This window comes from Paenibacillus sp. J31R120 (assembly GCF_056269225.1).
This window is the reverse complement of record NZ_JBWDNN010000001.1, coordinates 52,530-70,506: the sequence shown is the minus strand read 5'-3', so window position 1 is coordinate 70,506 and position 17,977 is coordinate 52,530. Positions and strand designations below refer to the sequence as shown.

Sequence of the window (17,977 nt, the reverse complement as noted above, 5' to 3'; positions counted from 1 at the left end):
TATGGAACACACGATATTGTACCTGGGCATTCTGACCGCACCGTTTCTTGGCCTTGCTTCAGAGGGGCGAATGACACCGCCGGAGCCTCGTCTATGCAGGGATCTGTCCGAGACTTCCGACCGATTGTCTGTGCACGCTTATGTCTTCACCTCTGAAGACTACGATCATGCTGCCGGAGAGCTGCGCGGCTGGTGCTGGCAGAACGGCGAATGGGTAAGGCAGTTAGTGCCGCTGCCGGATATCGTGTACGACAGAACCTTCTTCCATTCCAAAAGGGAGCGGCTGCGCTGCGAAGCTGCGCTGTCGGCCATCCATGCACGCAAAGCCCATCGCCGTATGAACGGAAGCTTGCCTTCGAAGCCGGTCGTCTACGACCGGCTTGCCGAGGACACGAGGCTTGCGCGTCACATCCCGCCAACCATTCGTTACGCTCCCGAGAGGCTGAAGCCGTTCCTCGCCTCGCATGGAGGGAGCGCCATTATAAAGCCCGCCGCCGGCATGCAAGGCAGGGGCGTCATCCTGATTCGGCAAGGATTGTGGAACGACGCGCTGTCAATCAAGGGCAGAACCCGCAGCAACCGCCCGTTCGAGCGTATCCTGCCGAATCTGGCGGAGCTGTCAGAGCGGCTCTCCCGATTTATGGGAGACTCCCCTTTTCTTATCCAGCCCTATCTGCAGCTGCGTGATCGCGAGGGACGCCCTTACGATATACGCGCGCTGATTCAGAAGGACGGGAGTGGCAAATGGAGAATAACCGGAGAGGCTGCGCGGATCGGCCGCAGCGGCTCCTTGACGTCCAACCTGCACGGGGGCGGGGAAGTTATGGACTCCTTCGCCCTGCTATCTGCCAATTTTGGCAAGCCTATGGCCGAACGTTTAATCCGTGAAATCCATACAATAAGTGGGCATACAGCAATACGGCTGGAGCATGGCTTTGGAAGATTCGGTGAGCTTGCCATGGATTTCGGGATTGAGCCGGACGGCTCGATATGGCTGCTGGAAGTCAACTCGAAGCCTGGCCGCGAAGCCTTCCGCCAGACCGGTCCGGATACCGTCTACGCCATGTCCATCGAACGACCGATTCGTTATGCCAGATACTTGAAGGACCGTTTATCGCCGACCTTTACCGCATCCGAGTCTGCATACGACCTTTTTCAGCCGCAACGTTAGATGGCCCATTCTAGGCAGGCCGAGGTCTTTACACGTTCAGGAGGTTCATCGATGAGTTTGACAACTTGCAACGTACACTTCTCACAGCAGTCCGATAAAATCGTCTATTTGTCCAGACCGCTCTACAGGCAGCTCAATCTAATTGACAATCGGTCGATCCATCTCAAGCTGGGCAATGAAGTCATTACCGCCGCGGTCAAGCAATTGAAGCGCGCCGGCAACCATCTCTATCTGTCCGCCGGGGTCCGCAATTCCATAAAGGTGCCGAAGTCGGGCAATGTCTATTTGCTGAGCACCGGGGAGAATGAATTGCAGCTTGGACCGCTAGTCGGCATCTTGACCGATACGATTCATCCCGCAGAAAGCTATCCCTTCGGCTCCCGCTCAGGCTTTATCAAGCAAGTGATCCGCACGGGCGACCGCAAGGCTTATATGTTCGGCTTTACACCCAGCGATATCAACTGGCAGCAAGAGACGGTCAACGGGTATTTCCTGAACACCCAAGGCAACTGGTACCGCAAAATCGTGCCTTTGCCCGATGTCGTCTACAACCGCCTGCCTAACCGCAAAGCGGAGATCTCCCCCTACATCAGCTCCGTGCGGGAGAGATTCGTGAAGAAGCAAATTCCGATCTTCAACTGGAGCTTTCTCAATAAAGCGGATGTCTACAAGCTGCTCGACAATGATCCGGAGGCGCTGGCGCATCTGCCGGAATCCGTATCCAATCCAACCCCCGCCAAAATGAAGGAGATGCTCGACCAGCATCAGTTCATCTATTACAAGCCGGGAGGCGGCAGTCTCGGGATCGGCATATACAGGCTGACCTACAATCCAAAACGGGGCTATTTCGTCCGTTACCGGAAAGGAAGCCAGAACGTACTGGCCCGCTACAGTACCTTCCAAAGCATGATGAAGATGCTGCAGGCCCGGCACGGCAGCCGGCTTAGTCAATATGTCGCCCAGCAAGGCATCCGCCTCATCGAGATAGACAAATGCCAGTTGGACTTCCGTTTTCATATGCACAAGAATGGCAGCAATCAATGGATTGCCGCCGGAATCGGCGCCAAGAAAGCCGGGCGCGGCAGCGTCACAACCCATGTCAAGAGCGGCGGATCGCTCATGACGCCCGAGCAGGCGCTAAGCCGCACCTTCGGCACTGAAGCCGGCGCGGTATTGGAGAAAGCGAAGCGCGTTGCCGTCAAGCTGTCCGAGGCCATCGAGCGGAATTATTCGCACCGGCTGGGCGAGCTCGGCCTTGATATCGGTATCGACAAATCCGGCAGCGTATGGATGTTCGAGGCCAACGCCAAGCCGGGACGCTCCATCTTCAAGCATCCTTCGCTGCGCTCTGAAGGAAAAGCATCCATCTCTTACATCTTTGATCATTGCCTGTATTTGAGCCGATTCAAAGGAGGTACCAACCTATGAACAGCTTAATCCAGGATGAAAGGTATGCGAAGGAGTCTTCCCGCCCTTCCGCCCACGTACTGGCGATCTTGACGGTAGACGATCCCGCAGGCGACTTCCGCGGCAACCGTTCCAACTTCGCCGATCTGATCCGTACCGGGCAATCATTAGGCTTCCTAGTCTATGTGCTGACCGTCAAACACTTGCATCTGCACCGAAAAATGCTGCGCGGCTACGTGTACAACAAAGAAGCAGGGGGCTGGCAGAAGCAGCCCGTTCCCTTCCCCGACATTATCTATAACCGCATTCCGCTGCGCGAGAACGAGGTTCAACCTGCTGTCCGCCAAAAAATCAATGCGTGTCGCAAGCATTCACGCGTCATTCTGTTCAATCCCTCCTTCTTCAACAAATGGGAACTGTTCGAATGGCTGAGCCAATCGAAGTCGACTCGGCCGTTCATTCCGACGACCAGGCGACTTATGTCAGTAAGCGGACTGGGGAGGCTGATGCGTAAGCACAGCTATCTCTATTTGAAGCCAGAAAGCGGCAAAGCGGGCAAGGGCATTATGACCGTCAAGGTGCACGGGGAGAAAAGCCTCCCCTATCGCCTTAAGATCCAGGAAAATAAAACCAGCTCCACCTACAGCTGCTCTTCCCTGCAAAAGCTCTGGACGCGAATCCAGAAGCAAAGCGGGGGCGAAGCCTATATTGCGCAGCAGGGCATTCAACTGGCATCCGTCAACGACCGCAGATTCGACCTGAGAGCGCTTGTGCAAAAAAATCGCAGAGGCTACTGGGAGCTGACAGGCATGGGCGCCCGTCTGGCAGGTGCGACCAGCATTACGACGCATGTGCCGAGAGGCGGACGGATCGAAGATCCAGAGAAACTGTTGACGTATTCATTCAACTCGGAGCAGGCTCATAAGCTATTGCAAAAAGCCAAATTCGCCGCCCTGACGATCGCAAGACAGATTGAGCGCGCATCCGGGCAGCGCCTTGGCGAGATGTCGATGGACCTTGGCGTCGACAGCAATGGGAACCTGTGGTTTTTTGAAGCTAACTCCAAGCCAATGAAATTCGATGAGCCTCACATTAGGCAAAAATCGCTTGAGCGCATATTCCACTACGGAGCTTATCTGGCACGGAAGAAAAAAATAAAACGAGCGGGAGGCGCGTAATGTGGAGCTGCTGCTGCTGACACCTGAAATGTGGATAAAAGAAAAGAGAAAGCTGCTTGGCTTTATTATACGATTCGGGGAAAAACGCATTACAGTAGCGTCGCTTCATGCGCTTCGAAGCCTTGAGCCCGCCTGGCTCATGGCGGATGAGAGCGGCTACAGCAAAGCAGCGGTAGTGATATCGAAGTCAGGCGGCCGCATCACCGGCCTCGGCTTCGCTGCCGAATGCGGTGATGGAGGCTGCGTTATCGTCGTCCATCCCGGCGCCCGCCGAACCGGCACGGGCAGCGCGATTATGCAGCGCATGATGCATGCGCTTGGCCATCTGGCTTGTCACGTCGCAGCCGATAATATCCCCAGTATGGCTCTCTGCTTCTCTCTCGGCATGAAAGCCGTCTCGATCCACAAAGGGCCTACCGGTAAATCGACGCTCCGTTTCGAGGGGGGAATTCAGCATGACGCAGCCCGTCCTGGGCATATTGACGCTATATCTCAATGACGCCGGCGCCCTGGAGGAGAGGGATTACTACCAAAGGATGACGGAAGAGGGGCGGCATCTTGGCATTGATGTATTCGTCTTTACGCCGGAGGATGTGCATTATAAGCGGAACCGGATACGGGGCCAGTTCTATCATCCCGATACGCGATCCTGGCACAAAAAATGGACGGATTTTCCCGATATGATCTTCGACCGCTGCCGAATCCAGCGCTCCCACAGGTTCGAGCAGTTGCTGAAGTTCAGGGCGCGTTATCCTAGCGAAACTTTCCTCAATCGCCCGCTTCGCAATAAGTGGACGATCCATTCCCTATTGGCCAAGGACGCCCGATTCAGTCCGTACTTACCGGCTACACGCTACTATGAAAGTGTGCAGGACGTCAAAGAAATGCTCAGAGTTCACTCCCAGCTGTACCTGAAACCGATTAACGGCACCGGCGGGCGGGGCATTCTCCGCATCGAGAAGGAACGTGACGGATTGCTGCTCATCCAAGGCCGAAACCACTCCAGGCGCATCATCCAGCCCAAGCGGATGAATGCCGGGCAACTGGGCGACTTCCTGGCCGGCTGGAAAGTGAAGGACACCCGGTATATCGTGCAGCAAGGTCTCCACTTAAAGCTGAAAAACGGACGCGTCCACGATTACCGGCTGCTCGTACAAAAGGACGGCAGCGGACAGTGGCAGGTGACGGGCTGCGCAGGCCGGGTTGGTGCGGCCGGCAGCATTACCGCCAATCTGCATGGCGGAGGCCGAGCCGTCAAGATGGATATTTTGCTTCGGTCATGGATCGGAGATGAAGCCAAAATGGCGAAGATTAAAGAGGATGTCGAGCGTTTCGGCGTATCCGTCGCTCAATATCTGGAGCTTTGCTATGACGCGCTCTGCGAGCTTGCCGTCGATATTGCCATTGATCGCAAAGGACGCATCTGGATGATTGAGGTCAATCCGAAGCCTGCCAGAGAAGTGTTCATACGGGCAGGCGAATCCGACGTCTACCGCAGCGCTATCGTCAAGCCGCTGGAATACGCCCTCTGGAAGTACAGGAGCATGAAAACCAGAGACGGCAGCGACGAGAAAACCAACTTATGATAGAACAAGACTGAAATAAACGCGTTCCTTCACCTCAGCAGTTCGATTAAGTCGGTAAGACCGACTTAATAGCGTCTGCTCGCCTCGGTGGTGGAAAAAAGTCGGTAAGACCGACTTAATGTTGTCCGTACGTCTCGGTGGCGGAAATAAGTTGGCAAGACCGACTTAATAGCGTCCGCTCGCCCCCCGTAGCGGGAAATTAGTCGGTAAGATCGACTTAAAGTCCTTCGGTAGAGGCCGGACCAGCAGTTTCAAGAAAGCGGCAATCGGCCAAAAGCAAGAAATGGCGATGCAGAGGGTCTCCTTAGCATCGCCATTTCTTTGCTGTTTTTTGATCAAACGATTCTTCTCGCCAATCGAGCTTACTAGCTTCTGTGACAGCCCCCTTCAGCTACAAATGCAAATCTGTCAGAATGGCTGCATGCCCAGCGTATCTACTTTCTCTCCTGTAATATCAACGCCCATCTGCTTCGTAATATCGCGGTAGTGGCCTGCACGGCGCTTGACCGGGCTGCCGTCCGTCTCGCCGAGATTCGCTTCCAGGCCGTTCAATACCATGATGGTGACGCCGAAGCCGCGGTTGCCGAGACCCTTGTCGATCTGCTCCTGCGTAGGCTTCCATTTGTTAATGATCACATCATGCGCGGATGGCTTCGGATCTTGCGGCGTCATCCAGAACAAGATGGCGGTCATATAGCCGACCTTGCCATCCTGCGCCAGAATTTCCGGCTTGTTCAGCAGCACGTTTTTGTCCCCATAAATAATGGAGCTGAATAGACCGTAGTTAAAGTTCCAGCTCATCATGATCGGACCGCGCCCGTAATAACGCTTGCCCTCTGCGCCCGGATACAGCTCGGCGCTGTTCGGATCGACGAAGTCGGACATATTGGCGCCTGTTCTGCCCGCTATGTTCTCGTTCCAGAAAAGCCCCCACTTCAGCTCGCCGCCAGGAGCCGTCGCCCAGCCGCCTCCCGTCTCATGGGACAGGTTCGCAAGGAAAGCTGCCAGCTCGCGCTTGCGATCCTTCTTGAAGCCTTCCTTCAGGAACGTGCCAAAATCAATGATAACGGTTTCAATTTCCTTCTTCTTGTTTTTCGAGGAGTTGAAATCGGCTGAGCGGCTGACCAGCGTCTCAATTCGGGCATCCTTGTCCAGCCGGTAGATTTCCTGTACGCCCGGGGCGTCACTGCGCGTACTGATCTTCAGCTTGATGTTCGCTACCTCCGTTACGGCGCTGATCAGATTTTCGTAAGAGAAATAATCGGTCTGGTTTTCTTTGTAATACTCTTTCTCCTTCGCGACTTCCTTCCAAGCCTTCGAACCCAGCCGGTACGGGAACAGCTCCTCGAAGTCCTGCTTCGTCAGCAGCGCACGTACCGCCTGGACTGCCTGGTCGGGCTTGTAATCCGGGTCGATCCCATCCCATTCCCTGCGAATATCCTGACGCGTCAGGAAGCGGTTCTCTCCAACGGCCAGATTGCTGCCTTCATACACAGCGGCGGCTTCGTGCTTCGTTGTGCTTATGACTGGCTGAGGCCCTGGCGCGGCAGATGCGGCAAGCGGCGTCAGCAGCAGGGCGGCACCAAGAGATAGGCAGGCCGTACGGTAGAGCATGTTGCGGGAACGCGATTCATTGCGTTGTAGCATGAACAAGTCTCCTTTACGAAAAATTAGTTTACCACTAAAAGATAAGCACGCAGACCGCGCTTGTACATAGAGCCGGAATCCTGCATAGAAAGGCCGATATGCCGATTTCCGATTCGTTTCTTCCATTGTCCGGCGGCGGGGCGGGATCAGCTTTAAGACTTCGCTGTCGAATTAGACAAAATGGTATATTATGCCATGTTTCCAAGGAACTACGAGAGAACTCGTTATCCGGGCGCTCCTGAGCGCAAAAAAATAACTGTCGAAATGAATTCGACAGTTCATTGTTGCCCAGATCTTACAGCTGAAGCTGCAGCAGCTCCCGGAAGTCGGAAATCCGCACATCCGCATCCGCAAGCTCCGAAGCACGGCCATAGCGCGCATAGGCGCATCCGATCGTCTTCAGGCCGTTGCCTCGTCCCGCTTCCACATCCGAAGAGCGGTCGCCCACCATCCACACGGCATGCTGTGAGCCCAGCTTATGGTCGTGAAGCAGCCTTGCGACCAGATCAACCTTGCTCGCCGTTTCGTATTCGCCCGCACTGTAGATGCCATTGAATAGCGAAGCAATCCCCTTATGCTCCGCAACTCCCTTCACATACCATTCCAGGCCATTGCTGGCGACAAACAATTTGGCGCCGTTCTCCTTCAGCTTCCGAAGCGTATCCTCAACATGCGGATACAGGGCGCCTTCGCCTTCCGCCAGTCCCTCCAGCTCATATTGCAGCAGCAGCTCATCCGCCCGCAGACGTGCCTCTTCGGTGCTGCCCGGCATAATCTCGCGCCATATATCATCCAACAGCATGCCGAGACATCCCAGCAAGCGCTCCGCTGGCGGGGCCTCTTCTACATACAATCCCTCTTCGCGAAGCGTCCGGAATACGCGCTCGTGCACCGGAATCAGCAGCTTATCCGTCTCAAATAATGTTCCGTCCATATCAAAAATGACGGCATCTGGCCGTCCTTGTTGCCCTATCGTCATGAAATGCGTCATCCTTTCAACCAAATTCCATCTATCATATCGGATGCCGACTGTTCCCGCAAGCCTCGCCCTACTTCCCCCGCCATGCGAGCAGAGCTAATCTGGAGACGCCATAGGGTCCGAGGTATGCGCCGCTGATCAGGAATGCAGGATTCAACAGCACGCTGTGAACCTCTGTCATGAATACTGTATCGTCAAGCAGCGTCTTCAAGACAGCTCCCGACACGGCAACAAAAAAGACAAATGCCGCGAAGCAACCCAGCCCGTCAAGCCATCTTCTTACCTTCTCGTACTTTCCCCCTGCTGCCGTGAGTGCGAGTGAAGCTGCCGCCAAGCCAATTACAATCATAATGATCATTCGATCTCCTCCTTTACTTGTTCGCCGCTATTGATAAAATGAACCGATTATGTCAAACTGTGTGTTGGACCAAAGGCCTCCGGCCAACACATGCGCATGACGCAAGGAAAGGACGTGACGGTGCCGTTATGACCAAATGGCTGCTTCGCGCCATGACGGAGCTTAGCTCCCGCAAATGGATTTCCCGCCTGACCGGCAAATTCGCCCAATCTTCGGCAAGCCGTCTTATGATTCCCCGATTCGCCAAGCTGTATGGCATCGCGGTGGAAGAAGCCGAGAAAGAGCTCCGGGAATATCGCACATTAAATGAATTTTTCACCCGCAGACTAAAGCCAGGCATGAGAACGATCGATTCCGGACCCGCTGCGCTGGCAAGCCCGGTCGATGCGGTCATAACCGGACTTGGCCCGATCAACGCGGGTACGATGATGAATATTAAAGGACAAGACTATACCGTCGATGAGCTCCTGAACGGTTCGTCAAGAGCGAAGTGCTATTATCACGGTTACTATATGGTTCTCTATTTAAGCCCGACCGATTATCACCGCATTCACGTTCCCGTATCGGGAGCCGTCACAGAGAATGTACATATTCCGGGCAAGGTTTATCCTGTCAATGATTTCGGCCTGAAGCACATGAAGCGAGTGCTCAGCCGGAACGAACGCCTGATCACGTACATTCGCCATCAGGGCGGAGAAGCGGCTGTCGTCAAAGTCGGCGCGATGAACGTAAGCAGCATCAAATACGCCGCTCCGCTGCCGAAGTCGGTGGAGAAGGGCGCCGAGCTTGCTTATTTTGAATTCGGCTCGACCGTTGTCCTGCTTCTGGAAGAGGACACCTTCACCCCGCGCCCTGATTTGAAGCTTGGCACAAAAGTGCGAATGGGCGAATCACTGGGCGAGTTGCGCGGGTGACCTCACACTCGCTCACCAGCTATGCTGTAATTGCAATATCAACTTATATGAAATTCATGCATACAGAAATGGCGGCGCTCCGTTTTATCTAGCGCCGCCATTTTGCTTGCCTTGACTGTCCAATTCAATTATTCGATATCTACCGGATGCTTGATCCCATCCTTGAAAAAATCCACATACAACTGCCCGTTGCTTCCCTTTACGGCATAGAAAACCTCCTGAACCGTTTTGCCGAGTACCTTTAGCTCTTTGTGCAGCCAATCGCGCGATATATGGTTATTTTCAATATTGCCGACTAATAATTGGCCGTCCATAATCAACTCGATCGGGACAGGCGTATGTACACTCGCCTTCAACTGCAAATCTTTTAGTGTCACATTTCTGTGCTCATCTTTTTTCATGACAGACAATTTGCCGTTCAGTTCCAGAAATGCGTGCTCCACCTCGCCAATATCAAAAATATCCTTCTGCCGCAGCAATTGATTCATCGAATCCAGCGTCAGATTATTTTTCTTTAAATTCTCTTCAAGAATTTTACCGTCTTCAATTAGGACTGTGGGAGTGCCCTCCGTCCACTTGCGGAGTTTTCTGTTGCGGATCAGAAGCTTAGCCAATACATAGGAGGTTCCTGTAAATACGATAAGCGATATAAGCAGATGGGTTACCTCAATTTTTTCGTTAAAGGCAAAATTCGCTCCAATCGCGCCCAAAATTACAGCTGTCACAAATTCATGGAAGTTCATGTTGGAGAGGGTCTGTTTGCCCAATATTCTAGTTATAAGCAGCAATGTAATAAAGGCGGAGATGCTCCTTATAAAGATGATGAAATGTTCGTACATTCATATCGCTCCAATCAGCCAGTTATCCAGTTCTTGTGTACCCGCTTGGGTATAAGTATGTTCCGAACCAGATAGGCATATCCCCATCACGCTCTTGCTCTAACATAAAAAAGAGCACAATCCGTAGATTGCGACTCTTGATCATGACACTATAGCATTTCACCTGATCTCAGACGGACTTCGTCCCGTATATTGCTTGAATTGGCGGCTGAAGAAGAAGATATCCCGATAGCCAAGCGCATCAGCTACCTCCGTCACATTCATGCCCGCATGCATAAGCAGATGCTGTGCACGATCGATTCGGGTGCGAATCATATAGGTCTGGACGGACATGCCGACCATCTCCTTGAATTTCGTCGAGAAATAACGGGGAGAAAGCTGGGCTCTCGTAGCCAGATCCTCTACCCGGTGCGGAATACCTGGATGCTGCCGGATATAATTCGCAATTTCATGTATGGCTTCAGTCAATTGATTGCTCGCCTTCTTCTCGATCGGGGCATGGTTATGATTGTCAGCCCTCAGCAACTGGATCAGAAGCGCCTTCAGCACGACCTTGGCTTCTTCCTCCGCGGCATAGGTTTGAACCAGGAACAGCCTGACGTATCTGGATAGCATATATTCGAAATCGACCGTTTCGTCCAGCACGCGATACCGTTCCGGAACTTGGTCTACCACACCATTGACCGAGAAATGAATATAGGTAAGCACTAAAGGCCTCTGCGGGTTATGCGTCGCGCTTGTGTAATCCCCAGGCCGGAACAGGAAGCAGCTCCCCGGCCCCACCTTGTAATGGACGCCGTTCACTTCAACCTCTCCTTCTCCGCTCCAGACATAGAACAAGTCGTAGTTCGCCATCGGCTTCTCGCGTCTGGCCCATCTCCACCCGGGCTCACAGGAGATCTTGGCGAAGGCTGGCTGCAGTCCTAGCGAATCGGGCGATATATGAAGCATAAGTGATCCTCCCTCGCATCATGCGCTGTTTCTATCGCGGGTAGGCGATGCCACAACGCTTCCTTCCTTTATTATAGTGGATTAACGCTATCAATCAATAGAAGGACTGCAAGCGCTAGCAACGATTATCCCAAAATTATTCACAATCCTGAATGGTTTGCGGCGAACAAAAATGGTATAATATCACGAACATTAGAAGTACAATAACGATTGAATTCGGAAGGATGGAATGAAATCCATGAACCCACTGGCAGAGCAATTAAATGAGACGTTGCAGAAGGAGAGTCCGAACGTCTACGCCATGTTGTCAAACCTAGGTAAAGCGATCTATTTCCCAAAAGAAGGAATTCTCAGCCAATCTGCTGAAGCGAAGACGAAGGCAACCAAGTTCAATGCTACCATCGGCATCGCGACAGAAGGCGGAAAGCCCATGCATCTTAAGCTCATTCAAGATACGCTAAGCGCCTATAATCCGAAGGATATATATGAATATGCACCACCAGCCGGAAAACCTGAGCTGCGGAGCGCTTGGCGCGCCAAAATGTTAAAGGACAACCCGTCGCTGGAAGGCGTGAGCTTCGGCAATCCGATCGTAACGAACGCGCTCACTCACGGACTAAGTATCGTAGCTGATCTCTTCGCTGACGAAGGAGACGCTGTCGTCATTCCGAATAAAAACTGGGAAAACTACGAGCTCACCTTCGGCATCCGCCGCGGCGCCGAGATCGTGGAGTACCCGCTCTATAACGAAAACATGCAATTCAACAGCGCTGCTTTGCGCGACGCGCTGCTCGCTCAGAAAGGTAAAGGCAAAGCGATCGTCCTGCTGAACTTCCCGAACAATCCGACCGGTTATACGCCTGGCGTTCGGGAATGCGAGGAAATCGTAGCTGCCATTCATGATGCTGCAGAGGCCGGCATTCATGTCGTTGCCGTAACCGACGATGCCTACTTCGGCCTGTTCTTTGAGGACTCGATTCAAGAATCGCTATTCTCGAAGCTGGCTGCGCTGCACCCGCGTGTCCTAGCTGTGAAGGTGGACGGTGCTACGAAGGAAGAATACGTATGGGGCTTCCGCGTCGGATTCATCACATTCGCTTCCGAATCACAGGCAACGCTGGCTGCGCTGGAGCAGAAGACGTTAGGCATTATCCGCTCGACGATCTCCAGCGGTCCGCATCCGTCACAGACCTTCGTGCTGCACGCGCTGCAGTCACCGGAATTCGAAGCACAGAAAGCCGAGAAGTTCGACATTATGAAGGGACGCGCCAATCGCGTCAAGTCACTGCTGGACAGCGGCCGGTATGGCGATACATGGGAATACTACCCGTTCAACTCCGGATATTTCATGTGTCTGAAGCTGACGACGGTATCCGCAGAGTCTGTCCGCCAGCATCTCTTGAACGAATACGGCATCGGCACCATCGCTTTGGGCGAGACAGATCTTCGTGTTGCCTTCTCCTGTATCGAAGAGGAGAATCTGGAGGAGCTGTTCGACTCGATCCACAAAGCGGTAACTGAAGTGGCCGCGCGATAAACTGATCTTTATACATGCGTTTATAAACAGCAAACCGCCCGGGGCATCTGCCTCGGGCGGTTTGCTTATGTTCTTCAGTCTTCGTCGGCATCGGATCTGATCTTGCGCCGCAGGCGCATTGGTCTGATCGCCAGATACGCCAAGGCGCCAATTAGCATGACAACAGGCGGTGTTACGATGCCGGTTAGCAGCAGCGGCAACGCTGCGGGCAGCCAAAGCAGCAGCAAACCTGCCGCCAGCGCAACCCGATCCACCTGAAGCAGCTGACTGGTCTGCTTGTCATCAGGAAGCGGATAGACATGCTTCCATACCGAATAGCGATGTACGCTCCGAAGCCCGCCAAGCTGCAGGCTGAATACGATGCCGAACAAGGCATATACAAAGGCGGTAACCCAGCCCGACAAGGAAGCCGCATCCGCAGTCATATAGTTCACGAGTGCGCCAAGCAGCAGGATACGAATCAGTATGCCGCCGATCTCGGAGCGGAACAGCGTGGCGCTGAACAGATAGTTGAACGTATACCGGTGCGCAAACGGAATACGCGGCAATAGCCAAGACAGATATGCTCTGCGCTTGATGCTGGACGGGAGCACCGGCACATCAATGAACAGGCCAAAAAACGCATAATAACGCCTCCGCGTCACCGCTTCCTCCGCAATCAGCCTCTCCCAAGGCAACCGATGCCGCTGCGGCAGCCGGTAGCACACGAACGCCAGCACCGCGCATAAAACGGTGAACAGCAAGGCTTGCCACGGAGGAGTTAATAGCCAAGCCGCAACCGCAAGACCCGTAAGCAGCCACCGCGCCGAACGCAGCAGCAGCCTCATACTGTTCCAGGCCAGCTTGCGCTCCTGCCATCCCCCGGCAGCATTGGCCGCTTTCAGAACAAGCGCGGCGAGTACGATCCATACCATGTCGCTTCCGGTGCCTGCTTGCCTATAGATAGGCAGATATAGCAGCATAACGGCAGCTGTAAGAAAAACGCTCTTCACGATGGTTCGCTGAAAGGAGGATCGAAGATAAGGCCCCATCTCGTATTCCCGCGGCATGAGATAGACGACGTCCGCGCCTGCTAGATAGGTACGCATGGGACTCCAGCATAATACAGGCGTCAATACTAACACCCCAACCTGCACAATGGGAAAGTCTGCTGGCACATCCCGTACAAGGGTGAAATATCCAATAGCCGAAGCGATGAACACCAGCGACAAAAAGGATGGAAAACCGCTCATCGCCATATAGCGGATATAAGGCTTGATCTCATTCCGGAAGTCTTTGGCCCTGCTGCGCCACAGCGCTGCCGGTTCATGATTGGCGGGCAGCATCAGTCTACTCCTCCGGCTACCAGCTTGTAGAAAGCATCCTCCAGCGTCCCGCTTCCGGCATCCATTCCCGCTGCGAGTCTGACGTCATCCAGATTGCCTTGCGCGGCAATTCTTCCATGGTGCATCACGATATACCGATCGCAATACGCCTCCACTGTGGATAAAATATGCGAGCTCATTAATATAGCCGCTCCTCCGCGCTTCACTTCGACCAATTGGTCAAGCAGCGAGCGAATGCCAAGCGGGTCGAGTCCCAGGAAAGGCTCGTCAATAATGTACAAAGGCGGCGAAGCCAGCAGCGCACTCATAATCATGACCTTCTGCTTCATGCCCTTGGACAGATGTGAAGCGAATGCCTTCCGCTTCGGCACCATCTGATACTGCTCCAGCAGCTTCGACGCTTGCTCCTCGTAATCCGAGCCAGGAACATTGTAAGCCATGCCGCTCAGCTGCAGATGCTCCTCTACGGTCAATTCATCGAAGAGCACCGGCGTCTCCGGCACATAGGCGAATGCCGAACGGTATTGCTGCGGCGATTCGTTCAGCGTGACGCCCGCTACCTTGATCCCGCCCTGATGGGGACTCATCAGCCCCAAAATATGTTTGATCGTCGTGCTTTTCCCTGCTCCGTTCAAGCCGATCAGTCCGACCATCTCGCCGGCCTTCAGCTCGAAGTTCAGATCATGGAGCACCGGTCTGCGCGGGCTATACCCGCCAGTCAATTGCTCGACCTTTAATATGGATTCCATATCAATCACCTTCTGCCTTCCAATTATCGCCTTCCTATTAGCTAGCATACCGAATCCTCAGCCTAATATCAAAAAAAGACTGTTTAACCCTATGGCTAAGAACACAAACTGCGTATGATTTATTAAACTTTATGGCTAAGACCACAAACTCCGCAAGATATATACAACCTAATGGCTAAGACCACAAACTCCGCAAGATATATTCTTCCGATCACTGTTGTATCCAGATTCCCTGAACAATAATATAGGTTGGAATCCGGATACAAAGGCGAACGCTATCGCTTCTCCAGAATATATCTTGCTCCATTTGCTTCGGCCACGCTGTACAACTTACGAAAATCCAATTCAAAAATCTCTAAAACCGGATTAATATAAAAATGGCGATGCCAGGAGTAATCTCCAGAGCACCGCCATTTCTCATTGTTGCAACTTCATATCAATTTACATGAGCATTATTTGATTTCAATCGTTTTAACGACGTTTTTGTCGCCCTTCACTTGAACCAGCTGGCCGTTCTTCAGCTTGGTAGCGTCGCCGACGATGGTGACGTTAGGATCGACATTATAGATAAGAACGGAATTTTGAGTGCTGTCAGCCGGGTTGATCGCAATGGTCGACAGCTTGGCCTGGGAGTTGAAGCCCAGTGTACTTACAACGCCTAGCTGTGTGAATGCAGTGCTCGCCTGGCCGTTTTCTGTCACTTCAATAAAGACCACTTTGTTCTGGTAAGTGCGCAGGAACAGCTTATCTCCCGCTTGCAGCGCGCTGATCGGCGACTTCTTGTCGTCGCGGAAGATGAAGACCGTCGGGTCAATCGCCAGCGTCAATTCCGTCTTGTCTGGCTTCACCAGCGTAAGCTTGCCATTCGCCGGCGCTGCTTTCAGCTGGCCGGAGATGGCTTGCGCGTCATGGTCCGGCATCTCGCCGTCTGTACGGTCAAGCAGCGCAGCAAGCTCAGCACGCGTAACCGGTTGGTTCGGACGGAATGTTTTGTTGCCATGCTTGTCTTCATAGCCGGTAATAATACCCTTCTGCAGCGCGAGCGCTACATAGCCGACGGAGCCAGCTGGAATCTCATGCGCATCCTTGAAGTCCAGCTTCGTGTTGTTCAGCGCTTTTGCTTCGTTCTCCAGCTTGAGCGCTTTGATCAACAGAATCGTCGACCATAGTCTTGATGCATTTTGCTCAGGCTTGATTTCTGTATCCGTCTCGAAGAACAGGTCGTTCTCCAGCGCTACAGCAACGTATCCGACTGCCCAAGGATATTTTTTCTTCAGCTTGTCCGCATCCTTGAAGTGAAGCTCTGTATTCATCTCCGTCGAAGATTCCGCTTGATCGCGCAGGCCCATCAGCCGTACCGCTGCAGTAAGCGTCTCGATGCGGGAGATTTTTTGCTTCGGCTTGAACGTGCCGTCCTCATAGCCGGTGAATACGCCTTTGGAAGCCAGACGCATAATGTATTCCAGCGCCCATTGCAGATCAGCCTCGTCCTCGAATTGCCATGTTATTTTCTTCTCTTTTTTATCGTCATTATCTTTGTCATGCTTGTTATCTTTATCTTTGCCTTTGCCTTTGTTCTTGTTTTGCTCATATTCCGATTTCCATTTGCCGTTTCCGTTGTTACTATGTTTCCCGTCAGCAAAGGCGGTGGTTGCTCCTGTTGCCAACATCACTAGCGCCGTAGCTGACAGCGCAGTTTTTTTCAACATTTTCATTTTAGACATAAAAAGCCACTCTCCTTTTTTTTGAACGATTGCGGGAAATACCGCTTTTTACCTTCGCCCATACCTTTCGGGGGGACTCGTTCGTTTAAAGGGGGTGGCTTTCTAAAAAAATATTTTATTCCGGCTTCGAAGCCGACTGGCGCTTCTCCTTCAACCACTTCGGAGCGCCCTTGTCTTTGGCTTCCCGTTTCCGGACCGCCTTGCTCTTCGCAGGCTTCACTTCAGGCTTGTCCTTCGCTCGCGCCGGCTTCTTCGGCGAAGGGGTCACACCACCGCCAGCGCGAGTGCGTGAAGCTGGTTCTGCGCTTCTTGCCGGGGCTGTCGGCTTCGCTGAGACGGATGCTTGTGCCGGTTTTCCGCCTTGCTCGGCTGATCGTTTACCAGTCTGCTCTACAGACGGCTTGGAAAGATTGCCTGTGCGTGCGCTCTCTCTAGCCAGGCGCTCCATCTTCGGTCTCGTCGCCTCGCGAAGCTCCTCCTCGGACAGCAGCTCGCCACGGTACATCGCCCGTTCGCTCAGATTGACGCCGAGCTGCTTGCGGAATTTCTCCATGATGAAGAGCTCATGCGGCGTGACGATCGTAATGACCGTGCCGCTGCGCCCCATTCTGCCCGTCCGGCCCGCGCGATGGACATAGTGATCCGCATCGACGGCAGGGTCAAGCTGAAGCACAAGCGGAAGTCCTTCGATATCCAGGCCGCGCGCCGCCACATCGGTCGCCAGCAGCAGCTGGCAGCGGCCTTCGCGGAACCGCTCCAGCGTCGCCGCTCTGCGCTGCTTGTCGGAATCGCCATAGAGCATCTCGACTGTGAAGCCTTCATAGCTCAGCTTGGATTCCCAATTGGCAATTTCATTGGTATCATTCAGGAACAGCAGCGCCGAAGACGGGTTAAGCAACCGGATGAGCCTTCTTGCTGTATCGGTCTTATCCCGCTTGTCGCTAATGACGTAATAGTTCTCGATCGTCTGCGAGACCCGGTGCTCCGGCGTCAGCTGGATACGCTGCGTGCCTCTCATCCAGCGGCCTTCGAACCGCGCCATAATGTCCGGATAAGTCGCGGAGAAAAACGCCGTCTGCCGCTCCTTGCCCATGCCGAACAATACGGCCTCCACTTCCTTCGTCGAGCCGAGCTGGAATACCTGGTCCGCTTCGTCGATGACGACATGACGCACATCGCTAAGCTTCAGCTTGCGATTTTTCAGCAATTCATGAATCCGTCCAGGCGTACCAATAACCAGCTGCGGACGAAGCTTCAGCTTCTCGACCTGACGCTTCATGGCGGCTCCGCCGATCAACTGCTGCACGCGGACGCCAATCGGCTCCGCATAACTCTGCGCAACGCGGACAATCTGCATCGCAAGCTCCTGCGTCGGAGACAGGATAACTGCCTGAATCGCTCCAGACTCCGTGTTGATCTGCTGCAACAACGGCAGCAGGAAGGCAAGCGTCTTGCCCGTGCCGGTCTGCGATCTTGCCGAGACATCATGTCCTGCCAGTATGGCCGGGATGGTCTCCGCTTGCACGGACGTTGGCTCCTTGATGCCGTTTTTGGCCAATTCTTCAATTAGTTTCTCTTGAATTCCTAGATCAGTCCAGGTTGTTCCGCTCAT

At 53.5% G+C, this 17,977-nt stretch carries 16 protein-coding genes; 7 read left to right on the top strand and 9 right to left on the bottom strand.

Annotated elements, in window-relative coordinates; translation table 11 throughout:
• Position 1: 1 nt before the first annotated feature.
• From AC0YNW_RS00325 to AC0YNW_RS00305, 5 genes are read left to right on the top strand one after another with little or no spacing between them, the layout of a single operon-like run.
• Entirely contained in the window at positions 2-1,171 is a 1,170-nt protein-coding gene (locus AC0YNW_RS00325; RefSeq protein ID WP_475830326.1) for a YheC/YheD family endospore coat-associated protein, read from the top strand.
• Positions 1,172-1,222: 51 nt separating this feature from the next.
• Positions 1,223-2,599: a YheC/YheD family endospore coat-associated protein gene (locus tag AC0YNW_RS00320; RefSeq protein WP_475830325.1), complete on the top strand. Its 1,377-nt coding sequence runs from the start codon at positions 1,223-1,225 to the stop codon at positions 2,597-2,599.
• Complete coding sequence (locus tag AC0YNW_RS00315; protein WP_475830324.1) at positions 2,596-3,756, top strand: YheC/YheD family endospore coat-associated protein; 1,161 nt, start codon at positions 2,596-2,598, stop codon at positions 3,754-3,756. Before AC0YNW_RS00320 ends, AC0YNW_RS00315 begins: the two co-directional genes overlap by 4 nt.
• A gap of 1 nt (position 3,757) precedes the next feature.
• Positions 3,758-4,255, top strand: a complete 498-nt coding sequence (locus tag AC0YNW_RS00310) for an N-acetyltransferase family protein (RefSeq protein WP_475830323.1) — start codon at positions 3,758-3,760, stop codon at positions 4,253-4,255.
• Positions 4,212-5,342, top strand: coding sequence for a YheC/YheD family endospore coat-associated protein (locus tag AC0YNW_RS00305; RefSeq protein ID WP_475830322.1), 1,131 nt, complete (start codon positions 4,212-4,214; stop codon positions 5,340-5,342). Before AC0YNW_RS00310 ends, AC0YNW_RS00305 begins: the two co-directional genes overlap by 44 nt.
• Before the next feature lie 408 nt (positions 5,343-5,750).
• Here the strand turns inward: AC0YNW_RS00305 and AC0YNW_RS00300 are convergent, their stop codons facing one another.
• The 3 genes from AC0YNW_RS00300 to AC0YNW_RS00290 form a co-directional block, all read right to left on the bottom strand.
• Positions 5,751-6,989, bottom strand: a complete 1,239-nt coding sequence (locus tag AC0YNW_RS00300) for a chitinase (protein ID WP_475830321.1) — start codon at positions 6,987-6,989, stop codon at positions 5,751-5,753.
• 295 nt (positions 6,990-7,284) lie between these two features.
• Positions 7,285-7,968 carry an HAD family hydrolase gene (locus tag AC0YNW_RS00295; protein ID WP_387476316.1) on the bottom strand — a complete coding sequence of 228 codons (684 nt, stop codon included), beginning with the start codon at positions 7,966-7,968 and terminating at the stop codon, positions 7,285-7,287.
• Between the two features lie 70 nt (positions 7,969-8,038).
• A complete protein-coding gene (locus AC0YNW_RS00290) occupies positions 8,039-8,326 on the bottom strand; it encodes a hypothetical protein (protein ID WP_475830320.1) in 288 nt (95 codons plus the stop codon).
• 128 nt (positions 8,327-8,454) lie between these two features.
• Between AC0YNW_RS00290 and asd the strand changes: the two genes are divergently transcribed.
• Positions 8,455-9,240: an archaetidylserine decarboxylase gene (gene asd / locus AC0YNW_RS00285; RefSeq protein WP_475830319.1), complete on the top strand. Its 786-nt coding sequence runs from the start codon at positions 8,455-8,457 to the stop codon at positions 9,238-9,240.
• A 128-nt stretch (positions 9,241-9,368) separates the two neighbouring features.
• On the opposite strand, the gene AC0YNW_RS00280 is transcribed toward asd, so the two are convergent.
• Together AC0YNW_RS00280 and AC0YNW_RS00275 are read right to left on the bottom strand one after the other, a co-directional pair.
• Positions 9,369-10,079, bottom strand: coding sequence for a DUF421 domain-containing protein (locus AC0YNW_RS00280; protein ID WP_475830318.1), 711 nt, complete (start codon positions 10,077-10,079; stop codon positions 9,369-9,371).
• A gap of 159 nt (positions 10,080-10,238) precedes the next feature.
• A complete protein-coding gene (locus tag AC0YNW_RS00275) occupies positions 10,239-11,030 on the bottom strand; it encodes a helix-turn-helix domain-containing protein (protein ID WP_475830317.1) in 792 nt (263 codons plus the stop codon).
• A gap of 238 nt (positions 11,031-11,268) precedes the next feature.
• Between AC0YNW_RS00275 and AC0YNW_RS00270 the strand changes: the two genes are divergently transcribed.
• Positions 11,269-12,567, top strand: coding sequence for an aminotransferase class I/II-fold pyridoxal phosphate-dependent enzyme (locus AC0YNW_RS00270; protein ID WP_475830316.1), 1,299 nt, complete (start codon positions 11,269-11,271; stop codon positions 12,565-12,567).
• A 74-nt stretch (positions 12,568-12,641) separates the two neighbouring features.
• Here the strand turns inward: AC0YNW_RS00270 and AC0YNW_RS00265 are convergent, their stop codons facing one another.
• From AC0YNW_RS00265 to AC0YNW_RS00250, 4 genes are all read right to left on the bottom strand, one after another.
• Complete coding sequence (locus tag AC0YNW_RS00265; protein WP_475830315.1) at positions 12,642-13,892, bottom strand: ABC transporter permease; 1,251 nt, start codon at positions 13,890-13,892, stop codon at positions 12,642-12,644.
• A complete protein-coding gene (locus AC0YNW_RS00260) occupies positions 13,892-14,641 on the bottom strand; it encodes an ABC transporter ATP-binding protein (RefSeq protein ID WP_475830314.1) in 750 nt (249 codons plus the stop codon). The genes AC0YNW_RS00265 and AC0YNW_RS00260 overlap by 1 nt, the downstream gene beginning before the upstream one ends.
• 452 nt (positions 14,642-15,093) lie before the next feature.
• Entirely contained in the window at positions 15,094-16,365 is a 1,272-nt protein-coding gene (locus AC0YNW_RS00255) for an S-layer homology domain-containing protein (RefSeq protein ID WP_475830313.1), read from the bottom strand.
• A 115-nt stretch (positions 16,366-16,480) separates the two neighbouring features.
• Positions 16,481-17,977: a DEAD/DEAH box helicase gene (locus tag AC0YNW_RS00250; RefSeq protein ID WP_475830312.1), complete on the bottom strand. Its 1,497-nt coding sequence runs from the start codon at positions 17,975-17,977 to the stop codon at positions 16,481-16,483.

Excerpts from the sequence above, each read along its gene's own strand:
- asd (WP_475830319.1), top strand. The coding sequence starts at position 8,455 with ATGACCAAATGGCTGCTTCGCGCCATGACGGAGCTTAGCTCCCGCAAA.
- AC0YNW_RS00265 (WP_475830315.1), bottom strand. The coding sequence starts at position 13,892 with ATGCTGCCCGCCAATCATGAACCGGCAGCGCTGTGGCGCAGCAGGGCC.
- AC0YNW_RS00300 (WP_475830321.1), bottom strand. The coding sequence starts at position 6,989 with ATGCTACAACGCAATGAATCGCGTTCCCGCAACATGCTCTACCGTACG.
- AC0YNW_RS00295 (WP_387476316.1), bottom strand. The coding sequence starts at position 7,968 with ATGACGATAGGGCAACAAGGACGGCCAGATGCCGTCATTTTTGATATG.
- AC0YNW_RS00325 (WP_475830326.1), top strand. The coding sequence starts at position 2 with ATGGAACACACGATATTGTACCTGGGCATTCTGACCGCACCGTTTCTT.
- AC0YNW_RS00270 (WP_475830316.1), top strand. The coding sequence starts at position 11,269 with ATGAACCCACTGGCAGAGCAATTAAATGAGACGTTGCAGAAGGAGAGT.
- AC0YNW_RS00255 (WP_475830313.1), bottom strand. The coding sequence starts at position 16,365 with ATGTCTAAAATGAAAATGTTGAAAAAAACTGCGCTGTCAGCTACGGCG.
- AC0YNW_RS00290 (WP_475830320.1), bottom strand. The coding sequence starts at position 8,326 with ATGATCATTATGATTGTAATTGGCTTGGCGGCAGCTTCACTCGCACTC.
- AC0YNW_RS00275 (WP_475830317.1), bottom strand. The coding sequence starts at position 11,030 with ATGCTTCATATATCGCCCGATTCGCTAGGACTGCAGCCAGCCTTCGCC.
- AC0YNW_RS00320 (WP_475830325.1), top strand. The coding sequence starts at position 1,223 with ATGAGTTTGACAACTTGCAACGTACACTTCTCACAGCAGTCCGATAAA.
- AC0YNW_RS00260 (WP_475830314.1), bottom strand. The coding sequence starts at position 14,641 with ATGGAATCCATATTAAAGGTCGAGCAATTGACTGGCGGGTATAGCCCG.
- AC0YNW_RS00250 (WP_475830312.1), bottom strand. The coding sequence starts at position 17,977 with ATGAGCGGAACAACCTGGACTGATCTAGGAATTCAAGAGAAACTAATT.
- AC0YNW_RS00315 (WP_475830324.1), top strand. The coding sequence starts at position 2,596 with ATGAACAGCTTAATCCAGGATGAAAGGTATGCGAAGGAGTCTTCCCGC.
- AC0YNW_RS00280 (WP_475830318.1), bottom strand. The coding sequence starts at position 10,079 with ATGTACGAACATTTCATCATCTTTATAAGGAGCATCTCCGCCTTTATT.
- AC0YNW_RS00305 (WP_475830322.1), top strand. The coding sequence starts at position 4,212 with ATGACGCAGCCCGTCCTGGGCATATTGACGCTATATCTCAATGACGCC.